Raw genomic sequence first — 15,756 nt, 5'->3', positions numbered from 1 at the left:
GAGACTTCCCGCCACGCCACAGGGATGCCGCCTTGCCACCCGAACCCACGCTGGCGCGCGCCGTCAGCCAGCTCTGCACGGCCGCCCAGTTCGCCGAGCCCGACTACGCGCATTGGTGCGGCCAGATCCGCGAGGCCCCGCGCCTGCACCGCAAGCAGTGGGAGTTCTGCTTCATCCTCTCGGCGCTGGAACAGGGGCGCATGCTGCGGCCGGGCCGCCGTGGCGTGGGCTTCGGCGTGGGGCAGGAACCGCTGCCGGCCCTGCTGGCCGGCATGGGCATCGACGTGCTGGCCACCGACCTGGGTGAGGATGAGGCCGACCAGCTGGGCTGGACCAACGGCCAGCACGCCTCGGCCATCGCGCAGCTGAACAACCGCAACATCTGCCCCGGCTATCTGTTCGACCAGCATGTGCGCCACCGGGTGGTGGACATGAACGCCATCCCCACGGACATCCGCGGCTATGACTTCACCTGGTCAGCCTGCGCGCTGGAGCATCTGGGCTCCATCGAGCTGGGCCTCGCCTTCATCCGCAACAGCCTGAACTGCCTGAAGCCCGGGGGGCTCGCGATCCACACCACCGAGTTCAACGTGCGCTCGGATGAGGAAACACTGGAGAGCGGCGGCACCGTGCTGTTCCGCCGGCGCGATATCGAGGGGCTGGCGGCCGGGCTGCGCGCCCAGGGCCACGCCATCGAGCTGAACCTCAACCCCGGCGAGGGGGAGATGGACCAGCATATCGACGTGGCCCCCTATTCGGTGGACCGCCACCTGAAGCTGGAGCTGGCGGGCTACGTCACCACGTCGATCGGGCTGATCATCCGCAAGGCGGGTTAGGGCGAAAACTCGCCCGCCGCGATCCCCATGGGCCGCCCGGCCAGCGTATCGGCCACCAGCGCGCCGCAGCCCATGCCCAGCGTGAAGCCCAGCGCCCCCTGCCCCACATTCAGCACCAGGTTGGACCAGGGGCGGCTGCGGCCGATGATGGGCAGGCCGGTGGGGGTGGCGGGCCGCAGGCCGGTCCAGGGGTGCAGCTCGTTCCAGTCGGCGGCATCCGGGAAGGCCTCGCGCGCCTGGCGCAGCAAGGTATCCAGCCGGCGGTTGTCGAAGCGCCGATCCTCACCCACCACATCGGCCATGCCGGCGATGCGCAGGCGGCCGCCGAGGCGCGCATAAACCACCTTGGCCTTGGAATCCGTGATGCTGACATGCGGCGCGCCGTCGCGGGCCGGCACCGTGTAGGAATAGCCCTTCAGCGGATAGATCGGCAGGTCGATCCCGATGGGCCCCGCGAGCGCGCGCGCGCCCATGCCCAGGCACAGCACGAAGGCATCGGCCTCGAACACGCCCTTGGGGGTGGCGGCCCCCACCACGCGGCCGCCGGCGGTCAGCAGCTGCGTGACCCGCGTGCCGTAGTGGAAGGCCACGTTGAAGTTGGACCCGCGCAGCAGCGTGTCGAGCCCGGTGCAGAACAGGTGGCAGTCGCCCGCATCCTCGCCCGGCGTCCAGATGCCGCCCGCGATGCGGTGGGCGATGTTGGCCAGCGCGGGTTCCCGCGACAGGCACTCCTCACGGCCCAGCGCCTCCTGCTCGCTGCCGAAGGCGGCCTGCATGGCCACCTGGCGCTTGGCCCCCTCCAGCCCCGCGGCATCGGGATAGACGACCAGCTTGCCGGCGCGGCTATAGGCGAAATCAAGCCCCTCGCGCTCCACCAGCTCATGCACCTGGGCGCGGGCATGGAAGGCCAGGCGCAGCAGGGCGGCGGTGGTGGCGTCGCTCTGCGTCGCGTTGCAGGCGCGCCAGAACCGGTACATCCAGCGGATCTGGTTCCAGGTGAAATCGGGCCGCATGCGCATGGGCCCGTCGGGGTCCATCAGCCAGCCCGGCACCTTGGACACCACGCCGGGTGCCGCGAAGGGCGCGACATAGCTGTAGGAGAGCTGGGCGCCATTGCCGTAGCTGGTGCCGAGCCCCGGCCCCGCCTCGGCGTCCAGCACCTGAACCTCATGACCTTCGCGCGCCAGCATGTAGGCGGTGGTCAGCCCCACCACCCCGGCGCCCAGGATGCAGATCTTCATCAGTCGTATCGGAGCCCTGCGTAGCGGAAGATTCCGTCTGGATAGGCGGTAAACCCCTGAAGCCGGCTGGTAAAGGCCCAGGAGTTGCGGCGATGCCACAGCCACAGGTTCGGGCGGTCCGCCAGCAGGCGGTCGGCGGCGGCGGCATAGTGCGGGCGGCGGGCGTCATCCTCGGCCTCGCGCCGGGCGGCGGTCAGCGCGGCCTCGACTTCCTCGCTGCAATAGCGCCCGTCATTGTTGGGACCGCGGCAGGTGACGTGGAAGCTGACATTGCCGTCCGCATCGGTGCGCCCGCCCCAGAAGCCGATCGCGGCCTCGAAATTGCCGGTGACGTTGTTGCGGACATAGGCGCCGATCTCGATGGCCTGGACCTGCACCTGGATGCCGGCCTCCGCCGCCATGGACTGGATGACCTCCGCGGCCTGCACCAGTTCCGGCTGGTTGGGCACGGCCAGGCGCAGGGTGGGGCGCGGCTGCCCGGCCTCGGCCAGCAGGGCGCGGGCACGGGCGATATCCCGGCGCGGCACCGGATGCGCCGAGGCATAGAGCGGGTGGGCGGGGTTCACCCATTGGTTGCCGGCCACCGCCTCGCCGCTGAACACGACGTTGACCAGCGCCTCGCGGTCGATGCTGGCCTCCAGCGCCGCGCGCAGCCGGGCATCGCGCGCCCAGGGTCCCTCGGCGCCCGGGCCGTTGGCGATGTTGAAGCGGATGAAGCTGTGACCCAGCTCCAGCGCCTGGGCCACGCGCAGATTGCGCTGGGCGCGCACCGTGGGCAGGTCGGGGGCGGAAACGCGCTCCATCAGGTCCAGCCCGCCGCCGCGCAGGTTCTGCAGGCGGATGTTCCCGTCGGGGATGGGGCGATAGATGATGCGCTCGATATGATGGTTGGCCGCGTTCCAATGACCGGGCCAGCGCTCCAGCACCACACGGTCCAGCGCCACACGCTCCCGCAGCCTGTAGGGGCCGGAACAGGCCGGGCTGCCGCGCTCGGCACTTTGCGGAGAGACCATCATCCCCGCCCGCGTGACCAGCAGGGACAGCAGCGGGATGGAGGGCTCGTTCAGGTCGATGCGGGCGGTCAGCGGGCCGAGCACGGTCACGCCCGTGACCATCGGCAGTTCCCCGCGCCGGAAGGAACCCTGCAATGTCAGATGCCGGTTGATGCCGAAGGCCACCGCCTCGGCGTCGAAGGGCGCGCCGTCCTGGAAACGCATGCCGGGGCGCAGGTTCAGCACCAGGCCGCGCCCGTCCGGCGTCCAGGCGAAGCTTTCCGCCGCCGCGCCGACATAGCGAAGGTCCGGCGTGACATCGAGCAGCTTGTCGCACATGGCCGAGAGGATCTGCAGGCCCGAGAAGGTGCGCGACAGCGCCGGGTCCGGCACGTCGAAATCCTCGAAGATGCCGATGCGCAGCGTGTTCTGCGCGGGCTGGGCCACAGCCGGCAGCGAGGCCAGGCCCAGCAGGCCTGAAAGGAGAAGCGCGCGCATGGCGCCATCCCACCGGTGTTGCGCGGGCGATTCAATCGGCTGCCCACGACGCAATGCGGCGGGGAATCGCTTCCCCGCCGCAAATCGCATCAATATGCCCCGGCTGGGATCAGGCGCGGGCCGGGTTGATGCGCGTGATCTTGGTGCCGTTCAGCGCCAGCGCCGCCATCAGGCCCTGCTGGCTGAAGGTGATGGCATAGACCGGCTCACGCAGGGTGGTGGCCGTCACGTTTGCCTGCACGCCGTGGTCCAGCACCACCACGGACGGGCCGGTGCCGATTTCCCAGCCATCGGCATTCATCAGGGCGCGCAGCCCCTGCTCGTTCATGAAGAACATGGCCAGGCCACCCACCTGCGCGCCGGCCAGTAGGCCGAAGGACGCACCGGCGATGTTGTAGTAGCCCTGGGTGGCGCCGCCGCGGCGCAGCGCGCCCTCACCGAACTGGCCGCCGACGATGAAGCCGCCCTGGATGATGCGCGGGAAGATCAGCACCGACTGCGCCTGGCGGAACAGCGGGGCCGCGTTGTCCATGGCGCGCAGGCGGGCCTCGGCGGCATTCACCTCGGCCTCGATCTCGGCGGCGGTGGCGGCCTGGGCGCGGTTGGAGAAGGCGGCGGGCAACAGCGCGGCACCCGCGGCGAGGCCGGCGAAGCGCGCGATCTGGCGACGTTGCATGATCATGTGTGGGCTCCTCAGATTGTTCAGGTTCGGACCTGCCGATACCGGAACAAACGCGAGGAGCCCGGATTGGTTGCGCCCCGATGCCCGGGGCGCCTCGATCAGCCCTGGCGGGGCATCACCCGGGTCGCGCCCAGCAGAGCCGCACCCAGGCCGGACTTCACGGCGGCGCCCAGCAGGAAGGGGGCCACGCCCAGCATGAAGGCGCGCTCGGCACCCGCCATGGTGGCAAGCCAGGCCCAGCCCGGGATCAGGCACAGCGCATTGCCCGCCAGCATCGCCAGGAAGCCGCGCAGCAGCGCATGGCCCGGGGCGGCGCGGCGCACCAGCCAGCCCGTGGCCATGGCGGCCGGCACGAAGCCCCACAGGTAGCCCGCCGTCGGGCCGATCAGCTTGGCGATGCCGCCCACCCCGCCGGCGAACACCGGCAGGCCGACGGCGCCCTGCGCCAGCCAGGCCAGCACCGTCACCGCGGCCAGGCGCCAGCCGTACAGCGCGCCGATCATGGTCACGGCCAGCGTCTGCATGGTCATGGGCACGGGCACCATGGGCAGCTCGACGCGCGAGGACAGGGAGAGCAGCAGCGTGCCGCCCAGCACCATGGCGGTCTGCCGCAGCAGGGTGCGGGAAGCGGGGGTGGAAAGGTTCATCGGCATAGTCCGTCAACTGTCAGAAGCGACCGGCATGAACCGGACGGCGCCCACGCGCAAGAGGCCGCGTCAGACCGCGGTGCCACCCACCGTCAGCCCCGCCATCTTCAGCGTCGGCTGGCCGACGCCCACAGGCACGCCCTGCCCCTGCTTGCCGCAGGTGCCGATGCCGGGGTCCATGGCGCTGTCATTGCCGACCATGGTCACCTTAGTCAGCGCATCGGGGCCGTTGCCGATCAGCGTGGCCCCCTTCACCGGCGCGCCGATCCTGCCGTCCTCGATCAGATACGCCTCGGAGCCCGAGAACACGAACTTGCCGCTGGTGATGTCCACCTGCCCGCCACCGAAATTCACGGCGTAGAGGCCGCGCTTCACGCTGGCGATGATCTCGGCCGGGCTGTGCGCGCCGCCCAGCATCACGGTGTTGGTCATGCGCGGCATGGGCGCGTGGGCGTGGGACTGGCGGCGGCCGTTGCCGGTGGGCGCCACCCCCATCAGCCGGGCGTTCTGGCGGTCCTGGATGAAGCCGGTCAGGATGCCGTCCTCGATCATCACGGTCCGGCCCGAGGGCGTGCCCTCGTCATCCACGGTGATGCTGCCGCGCCGGTCGGGGATGGTGCCGTCATCCACCACCGTCACGCCGGGGGCCGCGATGCGCTGGCCCATCAGCCCCGCGAAGGCCGAGGTCTTCTTGCGGTTGAAATCGCCTTCGAGGCCATGGCCGATCGCCTCATGCAGCAGGATGCCGGGCCAGCCATTGCCGAGCACGACCTCCATCTCCCCGGCCGGGGCGGGCACCGCATCGAGGTTCACCAGCGCCTGGCGCAGGGCTTCCTCCACCGCGCCGGTCCAGACCTCCCGCGACAGGATGCGCGAATAGCCGAAGCGCCCGCCGGTGCCGTGCCCGCCGCTTTCGCGCCGGCCATCCTGTTCCACCACCACCTGCACGCTGAGCCGCACGAGCGGGCGCAGATCGGCCACCCGCACGCCATCCGCGCGCATGATCTGCACGGCCTGCCATTCGCCCGTGATCGAGGCGCTGACCTGCTTCACCCGGCTGTCCCGCGCGCGGGCATAGGCGTCGAGCTCCATCAGCAGGGCGGTCTTGGCCGGAAAATCCATCTCGCCCAGCGGGTTCACCGGGGAATAGAGCCGCGACTGGGTGGGGCTGGGTGCGGCCGCCCATTCGCCCGAATAGCCGCCGCGCACCGGGGCCACGGCCTCGGCCGCGCGGGCCAGTGCGGCCTCGCTCAGCTCCCCGGCATGGGCATAGCCCGCGGCCTCGCCAGCCACGGCGCGCAGGCCGAAACCCTGGGTGGTGTCGGAACTGGCGGAGCGGATGCGCCCGTCATCCAGGCTGATCGCCTCGCTTTCCCGGTATTCCAGGAACAGCTCGCCATCCTCCATGCCCTTGAGCGCGCCCGCGACCCGCGCCTCGGCCGCCGCGCGGTCCAGCTGGGAAAAGAACAGGGCATCGGTGGCGGCAAGCGCGTCGGTCATGCGGGCTCCGGCGGTATCACGCGGTCGGCGGGGAAACGGATGAGGGCGGTGGTGCCCTCTCCCCGCCTGCTGTGCAAGGTCAGGGTGCCACCCTGCGCCTCCGTCAGCATCCGCGCCAGGGGCAGGCCGAGCCCCGTGCCCTCGAAGCGCCGGGCCAGGCTGTCATCCAGCTGCTGGAAGGGCTGGAAGGCGCGGGGGATGTCGGCATCATGCATGCCGATGCCGCTATCCGCGACGATGATGGCCCAGCCGCCATCCGCCACCGGCTCCGCGCCCAGCACCACGCGCCCGCCCGAGGGGGTGAACTTCACCGCATTGGCCAGCAGGTTCAGCAGCACCTGCCGCAGGCGCCGGTCATCTCCCCGCAGCGCCGGCATCTGCGCCGGCAGGCGGAGGCTGAGCTGCAGCCCCGCCTGCTCGGCCTCGCCGCGCATCACCCCGCCCACGCCCTGCAGCAGGGCGCGCAGGTCCACCCGCCCCTCCTGCACCGGCAGGCTTCCCTGCTCGGCCTTGGCCAGGTCCAGTATGTCGTTGATGAGGGAGAGCAGGTGCTTGCCCGCCTCATGGATGCTGGCCACGTATTCCTCGCGGCGCGGCGCGTCCGGGTCGCGCTGCAGCGCCTCCGCGAAGCCGATCACGGCCGTCAGCGGCGTGCGCAGCTCATGGCTCATGGTGGCCAGGAAGCGGGATTTGGAGGCATTGGCCTGCTCGGCCGCGTCGCGCGCGCGCTCCAGCTCGGCCCGCACCGAGCGGTCCTCGGTCACGTCGGTATAGGTCAGCACGAAGCCGCCGCTCGGGATCGGCTGGCTCACGACATCGAGGATCTGGCCGAGCGGGGTCTGGCGCTGGCGGCGGCTGGGCTGGCGGCGGTCCATCGCCAGGTATTCCTGGGCGGCCTCCACGGCCTCCGCCCCCACGCCGTAGGACCCGTTGGCGAGCAGCCCCATCACATAGTCGCGGAAATGCGTGCCGGGGCGCAGCAGCGCCTCATCCAGCAGCAGCATGTCGCGCAGCACGTCATTGGCGGCCAGCAGCCGGTTCTCGCCATCGAACAGGCAGACGCCGTGGCCGATGTTCTCCAGCATCGCGCCCAGCACCTCGGCGCGGCGCTTGGCCTCGGATTCAGCCCGCGCGAGGCGCGAGCTGTCGGTCATGGAGACGACGAAACCGCCATCGGCCGTGGGGTCGGAGGTGATTTCCAGCAGCCGCCCGTCCGGCGACACGCGCTGGTGCGCATGCGACATGGTGCGGTCCAGCGCCAGCTGCCAGTCATGCTGGGCGCGGCCGATCTCGGGCGGGCCGAAGGCACCGGCGGCGAGCTGCAGGGACAGCACTTCCTCGATGCTGCGGCCGGGCGTGGTGTGCAGGTCGGCCACGCCCGTCAGCTCCGCCGCCAGCCGGTTGGCCGCCAGCACCCGCCGGTCGGGCCCGTACAGGACCAGCCCGTGGCGGATGTTCTCCAGCATGGCCTGCAGCAGGTTGGCGCGCGCCCGGGCCTGTTCCTGGGCGTTCTGCAGATCCGTGATGTCCGTCACGACCCGCAGCAGGTTGCCGCCTTCCAGCTGCTGCACCAGCACGTCCACCACCTGGCCGCAGACGCGCCGGCGCACATAGTGGCCGGGCTGCAGCGCCGTGGGCAGGCTGAAGCCGAGGAAAGCCTGCCGCTCCTCCTCGGAGGCATAGCCCTCGCGCTCCGCCTGGGTGCGCAGCACGTCGATGATGCTGACACCGGGGCGAAGCTCATCCTCGCTCATGCGCGCGATGCGGTTGGCGTTGCGGTTCACCGCCAGCACGATGCCGTTGGCATCGGTCAGCACCACCGATTGCGGCAGCCCCTCCAGCATCGTGTTCATCAGCCGCGCCTGGTCGTTCAGGCGGGTTTCGGCCTCGGTGATCTCGGTGATGTCGGTGTAGGTGCGCAGAACGCCGCCATCGGGCAGCGGATCGTTCACCACCTCGATGATGCGCCCGTTCGGGCGGCGGCGGACATAGCGGCCCACCACCAGATGCCAGTCCGTGTCCACGCGCTGGATCATCTGGCGCGTCGCCTCGGAATCCGGGAACTCCCCGGTCTGCACCTGCAGGGCGAACAATTCGCGCAGCGTGACGCCGGGCACGAACTGGTCGGTGCCCAGGCCGCACATCTCGGCCGCCAGCCGGTTGGCCGCGACCACGCGCCCCGCATTGTCGAACAGCGCCAGGCCGTGGCGCATGCCGTCCAGCATGACGCGCATGCGATCCGCCTGCAGGCTGAGCTCATCCTGGGCGGCGACGATGTCCGTGATGTCCGAATAGGTCCGCACGAAACCCCCGCTGGGCAGGGGGTCGGTGGTGATCTCGATGGTGCGGCCGTTCGGGCGGGTGCGGCGGTAACGCTCGGGCCCGCGCCAGGGCTGGGCGGGACGGCGGGCCAGGAACTCCTGCTTCTGCTGCTCCTCCAGCCCGAACTCGCCCGCCTCAAGCTGCGCCAGGCGGATGGCGCTGAAGGGCGTGCCCGGCACCATCACCTCGGCCGGCACGCCGCTCATCTCCGCCGCCAGCCGGTTGGAGGCGATGAGCGTGCCGTCGTCGTGATAGAGCGCGATGCCGTGCCGGATGCCATTCAGCATCTTGTCCAGCGTATCGGCGTGCTGGGCGGTGTCGCGGCGGGCCTGGTACAGCTCCGTCTGGTCGGAAATGGTGATGACGTGCCCGCCATCGGGCAGCGGCGCGCGCCGCACCGCCACCCAGCGCCCGTCGGGGCGCGGCCGCTCCAGCATCACGGGCTTGGACATGTCGTCGAGGATGTTACGCACGATATCGCCCGGTTCGCCCGGGCCGAACTCGCCGGCCTGCGCGCGGGCCTGGAGCCGGGGCTCCATCGGATCACCGGGATGGACGGGGCTGTCGGAGTAGATGCGGTTGTAGGCGGCGTTGACGTAGCGGGCCCGCCGCTCCGGCCCCCAGACGATGACGCCGACGGGCAGCGCCTCCAGGATCACCTCGGCCACATGGGCCGCGGTGGGGCGCGGCGCGGGAAGCTCCGTCCCGTCATCCATGGCGCGGTGACCGGAGCCGGTGAAGGGCCAGCAGCCCCATGGTCAGGACCAGCACGGCCACGCCCTGGTGCAGCGTGCCCAGGCTGACCGGCACGACCAGCAGCAGCGTGGCCACACCCAGCGCGTATTGCAGCAGCACGGCCCCCAGCAGGCCGAGCACCGCGAACCGCACGGGGCCCGCCGGAAGCCGCTTCGCGGCGGAAACCCCGGCGCCGATCGCGGCCAGCAGCGTCAAGGTCGCGAGCAACCGGTGATTGAACTGCACCGCCCCGATATTCAGCGTGAAGTTGTGCCAGAACGGGGTCATCGAGCCGTAGCCGTCAGGCACCAGCGCCCCGTCCATCAGCGGGAAGGTATTGTAGGTGAAGCCCGCCTTGGTGCCGGCGACGAAGCCGCCCGCCAGCATGGTCGCCACCGACAGGCCGAAGGCCCAGCCCACCTGGCGACGGATGGAGCCGCGCTTCGCCTCCGCCGCCGGCGGCAGGGCGGTGGCCGCGGGCCACAGCAACCCGAAGGCCGTCCAGACGATGACGCCATAGAGCAGGAAGGCCATGCCGAGATGCGCCACCAGCCGATAGGGCGAGACGGCCGTGCTGCCGTCATCGAAGCCGGAGGCGACCATGAACCAGCCGATACCCCCCTGCGCGCCGCCCAGCACGAACAGCAGCCCCATGCGCGGCAGCAGGCTGCGGGGAATGGCGCCGCGCCACCAGAACCAGAGGAAGGGCAGCAGATAGGCGAAGCCCAGCATCCGCCCCCAGAAGCGGTGGATCCACTCCAGCCAGAAGATCTGCTTGAAGCCCTCGATGCCGAAACCGGCGTTCACCAGCTGATATTGCGGGATGGTGCGATACAGATCGTACAGGCGCTGCCACTCGGCCTCGCTCATCGGCGGCAGGATGCCGCGCAGCGGCGCCCATTCCATGATGGACAGGCCGGAGCCGGTCAGCCTGGTGGCGCCGCCAAGCGCCACCATGACCCAGATCAGCCCCGCGACCACCAGCAGCCACCAGGCCACGGGCCGCAGGGAATGGGTGGAATCGCCAGGAGAACGCGCATCGAAAGGCATGATGCGCCATATTAGGCATCAACACGTTGTTGTGCATCCTGTGGTTCTGCGCATCACCGGCAGGGCCGCACGGTGCGCGCGGCGGATTGTGGAGCGCCCGGTTGCCTGCTACCGCCCCCCGCATGACCGCTCCGGCCGCCGTGCCCCTCATTTCCGTCGTCGTGCCCGTCCGCAACGAGGCCCCCAACATCGCCCCCCTGGTGGCGGAGATCAGGGCTGCCTTGGCGGATACACCTCACGAAATTGTGTACGTGAACGACGGCAGCACCGACACGACGGAGCAGGAACTGGCGGCCTGCGGCGTGCGCTGGCTGCGCCACGCGCACAGCTGCGGCCAATCCGCCGCCGTGGTCAGCGGCGTGAAGGCCGCCCGCGGCACCTGGATCGCGACGCTGGACGGCGACGGCCAGAACGACCCGGCCGACATTCCCCGCCTGCTGGCCCGCGCCCAGGCGGAGGGCGGCGACATCCTGATCGCCGGCCACCGGGTGAACCGCAAGGACACGGCGGTGAAGCGCTTTTCCAGCCGCATCGCCAACCGCGTGCGTGCCCGGCTGCTGCGGGACGCGACACCCGATACGGGTTGCGGGCTGAAGGTGTTCCCCCGCGCGCTGTTCCTGGAGCTTCCGCATTTCGACCACATGCACCGCTATCTGCCCGCGCTGGTGCTGCGCCAGGGCGGGCGCGTGGTCAGTGAGCCGGTGAACCACCGCCCGCGCACGCGCGGCGTCTCCAACTACGGCACGCTGGACCGGCTGGCCGTGGCCTTCATGGACCTGATCGGGGTGGCGTGGCTGCAGCGGCGCTGGAAGCGCCCGGTGGTCGAGGCGCGCTCGGGAGAATGAACCGCGTCTGGTCCTCGCTGCTGAAGCTGCTGGTGATGGCCGGCGGGCTGGCGGCGGCGGGGCTGCTGCTGCGCCTGCTGGCCGAGGTGCCGGCCACCGCCCAGGGCGCCGCCTGGGTCGACCGCTACATCCGCGACGAAGGCCTGCTGGGTGAGGCGATCTTCCTGATCGCGGGCGGGCTCGCGACGGCGCTGGGCCTGCCCCGGCAGTCGGTGGCCTTCCTGGGCGGCTATGCCTTCGGGGCGGTGCTGGGCACGGGGCTCGGGCTGGGCGCGCAGGTGCTGGGGGCTGCGCTGGCCTATCTGTGGGCGGGTGCCGTCGGGCGGGGCTGGGCGGAACGCCGCCTCAACGGGCGTTTCGGCCCCCGGCTGCGGCCGATGGTGGACCGGCTGCGGCGCGATGCCTTCGCGGCCACCCTGGCGCTGCGGCTGCTGCCGGTGGGCAACAACCTGGCGCTGAACCTGGTGGCGGGGCTCGCGGCCATCGGGCTGTGGCCGTTCCTGGCGGGGTCGGCCATCGGCTACCTGCCGCAGACGCTGATCTTCGCGCTGCTGGGCAAGGGCGTGCGGGTCGACGGCTTCTGGCAGATCGCGGTGGCGGGCGGGCTGTTCGTGGTCTCCGCCGTGATCGGGCTGTGGATGTTCAGGCGGCAGCCCGCCGACCCTACTGCCTGATCACCAGCGGCGGCGCGGCCTCACGCGGGCGGGCTTCCACCCAGCCCTCCACATAGCCCACCTTCACCGCCACCATCACCAGCGCCGCCAGCGGCGCCGCCAGCACCACGCCGATCAGGCCGAAGCCGCTGCCCATCAGCGCCTGCGCGCCGAGCAGATAGGCCGGCGACAGATCCGCCGTGCGGCTCTGCACCATGGGCGTCAGGATATTGCCCTCGATGTTCTGCGACAGCACGAACAGGCCGATCACCCAGGGCACCAGGGACGGGTCCTGCCCCAGCGCCACCAGGATGGCCGGCACCACGGAGATGATCGGCCCGATATAGGGAATGAAGCCGAAGATCGCGGCGATCACGGCCAGCAGACCCGCCAGCGGCACCCCCAGCGCCCAGAGGCCGCTGCCGATGAACACGCCCGTCACGGCCATCGCGAACATCTGCCCGCCGAGCCAGCCGCGCAGCACGCGCCCTGCCTCATCCATCAGTTCCAGCATGCGCGGGCGCGCAGCGGGTGAGACCAGCCGCAGCGCCGCGCGGCGATAGGTGCCGGGGTCGGAGGCGAGGTACAGGCCGAGCAGCACGATCAGCACCACGTCGCCCAGGCCGCCCAGCACGCCGCCCAGGCTGGTCACGGCGATGCTCGCCACCTGGCCCGCGGCCGCATCATCCGGGATCAGCCGGCGCGGATCGACCTGCTGGATGACCCATTGCCCCCAGCTGTACTGCGAGAGGCTGCGCCGCACGCTGTCCATCAGCCCCGGCAGTTCCTGGCGGAAGCTGTTGGCCTGGGCCGTCAGCGCATCCGCCGCCAGCCAGAACACCAGCCCCATGATGAGCAGCGCGAGCACCGACACGAGTGCCACGCCCCAGCCCTCACCGATGCCCAGGCGGTGGGCCAGCGGGCAGGCTAGGCCCCGGATGCCGACGGCCAGCAAGGCACCCGCGAAGACCACCAGCACCACGCCGGAGGCCAGGGTGAACACCACCAGCAGCACGGCCAGCAGGATGAGGACGGAAATCAGGGTGCGCGACATGGCAGGCTGAATGCTTCCGGGGGCGGAAAGTTGCCCGCCGGCGGTAAAAGCTCAGCCGGCCAGCCTGCGCTGCCAGAGGCACAGCAAGGGGGTGACGGCCAGCTCCATGACCAGCGCGGCGGCCATGGGCGCCGACGGCACGCCATCGGCCGCGAGGCCGCCCAGCCGGGCGAGCCCGCCCAGCACCACCAGCCCGGTCAGCAGGGCGAAGCGCCGGCCCCGGCGCTCGATACCGGGAATGCAGGACCAGAACCCCAGACCGATCGCCAGCAACAGGCCCGACAGATAGCGGAAATGACTGCCGGCATCGGCACCGCCGACATCCAGCCCCAGCGCCGCGGGGCCGCCCAGCGCCCCTGCCCCGCCGGCCAGCACCGGAACCAGCCCGCCCACGGCCACCGCGCCTTGCAGCAGAAGCCGGGACGGGAGGGCCATGTCAGTAGCTGCGCGGCATGCCCAGGACGTGCTCGCCGATATAGGACAGCACCAGGTTCGTGCTGATCGGCGCCACCTGGTACAGGCGGGTTTCGCGGAACTTGCGCTCCACGTCGTATTCCTCGGCGAAGCCGAAGCCGCCATGGGTCTGCACGCAGGCCTCGGCGGCGGCCCAGCTGGCGTCGGCCGAGAGCATCTTGCCCATATTGGCCTCCTCGCCGCAGTTCTCACCGGCCTCGAACTTGGCCAGGCCCTTGTGCACGATGGCCTCGGCCGCGCGCATCTGGGCATAGGCCTTGGCGATCGGGAACTGCACGCCCTGGTTCTGGCCGATCTGGCGGCCGAACAGCACGCGCTCCTTGGAATAGGCGACCGCCTTGTTGATGAACCACTTGGCGTCGCCGATGCATTCGCTCGCGATCAGCAGGCGCTCGGCGTTCATGCCGTCCAGGATGTAGCGGAAGCCCTTGCCCTCGACGCCCACCAGGTTCTCGGCGGGCACTTCCATGTTGTCGAAGAACACTTCGCAGGAATTGTGGTTCATCATGGTGCGGATGGGGCGGATGGTCAGGCCCTTGCCCAGCACCTTGCGCATGTCGACGATGAAGGTGGACAGGCCCTCGGTCTTCTTGGCTTCCTGGCCCTTGGGCGTCGTGCGGGCCAGCAGCAGCATCAGGTCGCTGTGTTCGGCGCGGCTGGTCCAGATCTTCTGGCCGTTGACGATGTACTTGTCGCCTTCCTTGCGCGCGAAGGTGCGCAGGTTGGTGGTGTCGGTGCCGCTGGTGGGCTCCGTCACGCCGAAGGCCTGCAGGCGCAGCTCACCGGAGGCGATCTTGGGCAGGTACTCGGCCTTCTGGGCCGGGCTGCCGTGCTTCAGGATGGTGCCCATGATGTACATCTGGGCGTGGCAGGCGGCGCCGTTGGCGCCCTCGGCCTGCACCGTCTCCAGGATGGCCGCCGCCGCCGAGAGCGGCAGGCCCGCGCCGCCGAACTCCTCGGGGATCAGCGCGCCGAGGTAGCCGGCATCGGTCAGTTCCTTGACGAATTCGGTCGGATAGCCGCGCACCTCATCCAGCTTGCGCCAGTATTCGCCGGGGAAACGGGCGCAGAGCTTGCGCACTTCCTCGCGGATTTCGGGATGGGATTCGGCTTGCGTGGACGTCATCGGGAACCTGCGTATCAAGGAGCGTTGATTGCCCGCCAATCTGCCCGCGGATCAGGCTTGCGGGAAGCCCGGTCCGCCCGCGAGCAGCTATAACGGATTTGGCATGCTCGACAGCAGCTGCCCGTCCCATACCTTGCTGCTGACCATGTCGGTCACCTCGTCGCGCAATACCTCGGCGAAACGCCTGACGGCGTGGCTGGCCTGGCGGCCGAGCGGCTGCGCCACCACCAGCTTGCGCGACAGATGCGGGTCTATGATGGGGGCGGCGGCGAGCAGCCCGGCCTGCACCTCCGCATGCACCGCGGCCAGCGGCAGGATGGTGGCGCCGAGCCGGCGCTGCACCAGCCCCTTCAGCACCTGCAGCGCGTCGGCCTCGACGGGGATGTCGAGCGTCAGCCCGCGTTGCCGCGCCTCGCGCTCGACCAGGATGCGCAAGCCGTGCTGCGGGCCAGGCAGAACCAGCCGGTGCTGCACCACATCCGGGAAGGACACGGCATGGTGCGGCACCGCGTCCGGCCCCGTGGCGGTCACGAAGCACAGGTTCTCCACCAGCAGCGGGCTGAAACGGATATTGGCCCCCTGCTCCGTGCCGTAGACGACCGCGATATCCACCTCGCCGCTGTGCAGCCAATCCAGCAGATAGCCGCTGAAGGCGGGCACCACGCGCAGCGTCACCTGCGGGTACAGCGCGAGGAACCGCTCGATCAGGCGGGTCGCCAGCACGTCGCCCACGGTGGGCGGCATGCCGAACACCACCCGGCCGCGCACGGCGGCGGCCTCGGTGATCAGATCGGCGCGGGTCTCCTCGATCTGGCGCAGGATGCTGCTGGCACGGCCGCGCAATACCTCGCCCGCATGAGTCAGCACCATGCCGCGCCCATGGCGGGTGAACAGCGGGGTCTTCAGCTCCTCCTCCAGCAGGCGGATCTGCCGGCTGAGGGCGGGCTGGGCCACGCGCAGCCGGTCCGAGGCGCGGCTGAGGCTGCCGAGTTCGGCCACCTGCATGAAGGTGTTGAGCTGGCGGAGGTCCATGGCCGCGATATAAATCCGGCATATCTCATCGAGCAACTGGATATTCCTGCGATGGGCCTGCCGCACGCT

The 15,756-nt window shown here is 70.6% G+C and carries 14 protein-coding genes; 3 read left to right on the top strand and 11 right to left on the bottom strand.

Annotated elements, in window-relative coordinates; translation table 11 throughout:
- Positions 1-32 precede the first annotated feature (32 nt).
- Entirely contained in the window at positions 33-836 is an 804-nt protein-coding gene (locus tag EOD42_RS18955; RefSeq protein ID WP_206020399.1) for a methyltransferase domain-containing protein, read from the top strand.
- Here EOD42_RS18955 and EOD42_RS18950 read toward each other — a convergent pair.
- From EOD42_RS18950 to EOD42_RS18920, 7 genes are all read right to left on the bottom strand, one after another.
- Positions 833-2,077 carry a D-amino acid dehydrogenase gene (locus EOD42_RS18950; RefSeq protein ID WP_127789146.1) on the bottom strand — a complete coding sequence of 415 codons (1,245 nt, stop codon included), beginning with the start codon at positions 2,075-2,077 and terminating at the stop codon, positions 833-835. The two genes, EOD42_RS18955 and EOD42_RS18950, sit on opposite strands and share 4 nt — an antisense overlap.
- Positions 2,077-3,567 (bottom strand): ABC transporter substrate-binding protein, encoded by a 1,491-nt coding sequence (locus EOD42_RS18945; RefSeq protein WP_164868019.1) that lies wholly within the window; start codon positions 3,565-3,567, stop codon positions 2,077-2,079. The genes EOD42_RS18950 and EOD42_RS18945 overlap by 1 nt, the downstream gene beginning before the upstream one ends.
- Positions 3,568-3,676: 109 nt before the next feature.
- The gene (locus EOD42_RS26535) at positions 3,677-4,249 is read right to left on the bottom strand and encodes a lipid-binding SYLF domain-containing protein (protein WP_127789144.1); all 573 of its coding nucleotides are present in this window, start codon (positions 4,247-4,249) and stop codon (positions 3,677-3,679) included.
- Between the two features lie 98 nt (positions 4,250-4,347).
- Entirely contained in the window at positions 4,348-4,896 is a 549-nt protein-coding gene (locus EOD42_RS18935; protein WP_240655211.1) for a biotin transporter BioY, read from the bottom strand.
- Positions 4,897-4,965: 69 nt separating this feature from the next.
- Positions 4,966-6,396, bottom strand: coding sequence for a metalloprotease TldD (gene tldD / locus EOD42_RS18930; protein ID WP_127789142.1), 1,431 nt, complete (start codon positions 6,394-6,396; stop codon positions 4,966-4,968).
- Complete coding sequence (locus tag EOD42_RS18925; protein ID WP_127789141.1) at positions 6,393-9,434, bottom strand: PAS-domain containing protein; 3,042 nt, start codon at positions 9,432-9,434, stop codon at positions 6,393-6,395. The genes tldD and EOD42_RS18925 overlap by 4 nt, the downstream gene beginning before the upstream one ends.
- Entirely contained in the window at positions 9,427-10,503 is a 1,077-nt protein-coding gene (locus tag EOD42_RS18920) for a COX15/CtaA family protein (protein WP_127789140.1), read from the bottom strand. Before EOD42_RS18920 ends, EOD42_RS18925 begins: the two co-directional genes overlap by 8 nt.
- A 122-nt stretch (positions 10,504-10,625) precedes the next feature.
- Between EOD42_RS18920 and EOD42_RS18915 the strand changes: the two genes are divergently transcribed.
- Together EOD42_RS18915 and EOD42_RS18910 are read left to right on the top strand one after the other, a co-directional pair.
- A complete protein-coding gene (locus EOD42_RS18915) occupies positions 10,626-11,348 on the top strand; it encodes a glycosyltransferase family 2 protein (protein WP_127789139.1) in 723 nt (240 codons plus the stop codon).
- The gene (locus tag EOD42_RS18910) at positions 11,345-12,022 is read left to right on the top strand and encodes a TVP38/TMEM64 family protein (protein WP_127789138.1); all 678 of its coding nucleotides are present in this window, start codon (positions 11,345-11,347) and stop codon (positions 12,020-12,022) included. The genes EOD42_RS18915 and EOD42_RS18910 overlap by 4 nt, the downstream gene beginning before the upstream one ends.
- Here the strand turns inward: EOD42_RS18910 and EOD42_RS18905 are convergent.
- The 4 genes from EOD42_RS18905 to EOD42_RS18890 form a co-directional block, all read right to left on the bottom strand.
- On the bottom strand, positions 12,012-13,055 hold the full coding sequence (locus tag EOD42_RS18905; protein WP_127789137.1) for an AI-2E family transporter: 1,044 nt from the start codon (positions 13,053-13,055) through the stop codon (positions 12,012-12,014). The genes EOD42_RS18910 and EOD42_RS18905 overlap by 11 nt on opposite strands.
- A 51-nt stretch (positions 13,056-13,106) precedes the next feature.
- A complete protein-coding gene (locus EOD42_RS18900; RefSeq protein WP_127789136.1) occupies positions 13,107-13,490 on the bottom strand; it encodes a DUF4345 domain-containing protein in 384 nt (127 codons plus the stop codon).
- Position 13,491: 1 nt separating this feature from the next.
- Complete coding sequence (locus EOD42_RS18895) at positions 13,492-14,655, bottom strand: acyl-CoA dehydrogenase family protein (RefSeq protein WP_127789135.1); 1,164 nt, start codon at positions 14,653-14,655, stop codon at positions 13,492-13,494.
- 87 nt (positions 14,656-14,742) lie between these two features.
- Positions 14,743-15,687 (bottom strand): LysR family transcriptional regulator, encoded by a 945-nt coding sequence (locus EOD42_RS18890; RefSeq protein WP_164868018.1) that lies wholly within the window; start codon positions 15,685-15,687, stop codon positions 14,743-14,745.
- Positions 15,688-15,756 lie beyond the last annotated feature (69 nt).

This window comes from Rhodovarius crocodyli (genome assembly GCF_004005855.1).
GTDB lineage: Bacteria > Pseudomonadota > Alphaproteobacteria > Acetobacterales > Acetobacteraceae > Rhodovarius > Rhodovarius crocodyli.
This window is presented reverse-complemented; position numbering and strand designations above follow the sequence as displayed.

Bases quoted from the DNA above. Each gene is read 5' to 3' on its own strand.
- EOD42_RS18905 (WP_127789137.1), bottom strand. From the start codon at position 13,055: ATGTCGCGCACCCTGATTTCCGTCCTCATCCTGCTGGCCGTGCTGCTG.
- EOD42_RS18910 (WP_127789138.1), top strand. From the start codon at position 11,345: ATGAACCGCGTCTGGTCCTCGCTGCTGAAGCTGCTGGTGATGGCCGGC.
- EOD42_RS18925 (WP_127789141.1), bottom strand. From the start codon at position 9,434: ATGGATGACGGGACGGAGCTTCCCGCGCCGCGCCCCACCGCGGCCCAT.
- EOD42_RS18900 (WP_127789136.1), bottom strand. From the start codon at position 13,490: ATGGCCCTCCCGTCCCGGCTTCTGCTGCAAGGCGCGGTGGCCGTGGGC.
- EOD42_RS18935 (WP_240655211.1), bottom strand. From the start codon at position 4,896: ATGAACCTTTCCACCCCCGCTTCCCGCACCCTGCTGCGGCAGACCGCC.
- EOD42_RS18920 (WP_127789140.1), bottom strand. From the start codon at position 10,503: ATGCCTTTCGATGCGCGTTCTCCTGGCGATTCCACCCATTCCCTGCGG.
- EOD42_RS18950 (WP_127789146.1), bottom strand. From the start codon at position 2,077: ATGAAGATCTGCATCCTGGGCGCCGGGGTGGTGGGGCTGACCACCGCC.
- EOD42_RS18890 (WP_164868018.1), bottom strand. From the start codon at position 15,687: ATGGACCTCCGCCAGCTCAACACCTTCATGCAGGTGGCCGAACTCGGC.
- EOD42_RS18895 (WP_127789135.1), bottom strand. From the start codon at position 14,655: ATGACGTCCACGCAAGCCGAATCCCATCCCGAAATCCGCGAGGAAGTG.
- EOD42_RS18915 (WP_127789139.1), top strand. From the start codon at position 10,626: ATGACCGCTCCGGCCGCCGTGCCCCTCATTTCCGTCGTCGTGCCCGTC.
- EOD42_RS26535 (WP_127789144.1), bottom strand. From the start codon at position 4,249: ATGATCATGCAACGTCGCCAGATCGCGCGCTTCGCCGGCCTCGCCGCG.
- EOD42_RS18945 (WP_164868019.1), bottom strand. From the start codon at position 3,567: ATGCGCGCGCTTCTCCTTTCAGGCCTGCTGGGCCTGGCCTCGCTGCCG.
- tldD (WP_127789142.1), bottom strand. From the start codon at position 6,396: ATGACCGACGCGCTTGCCGCCACCGATGCCCTGTTCTTTTCCCAGCTG.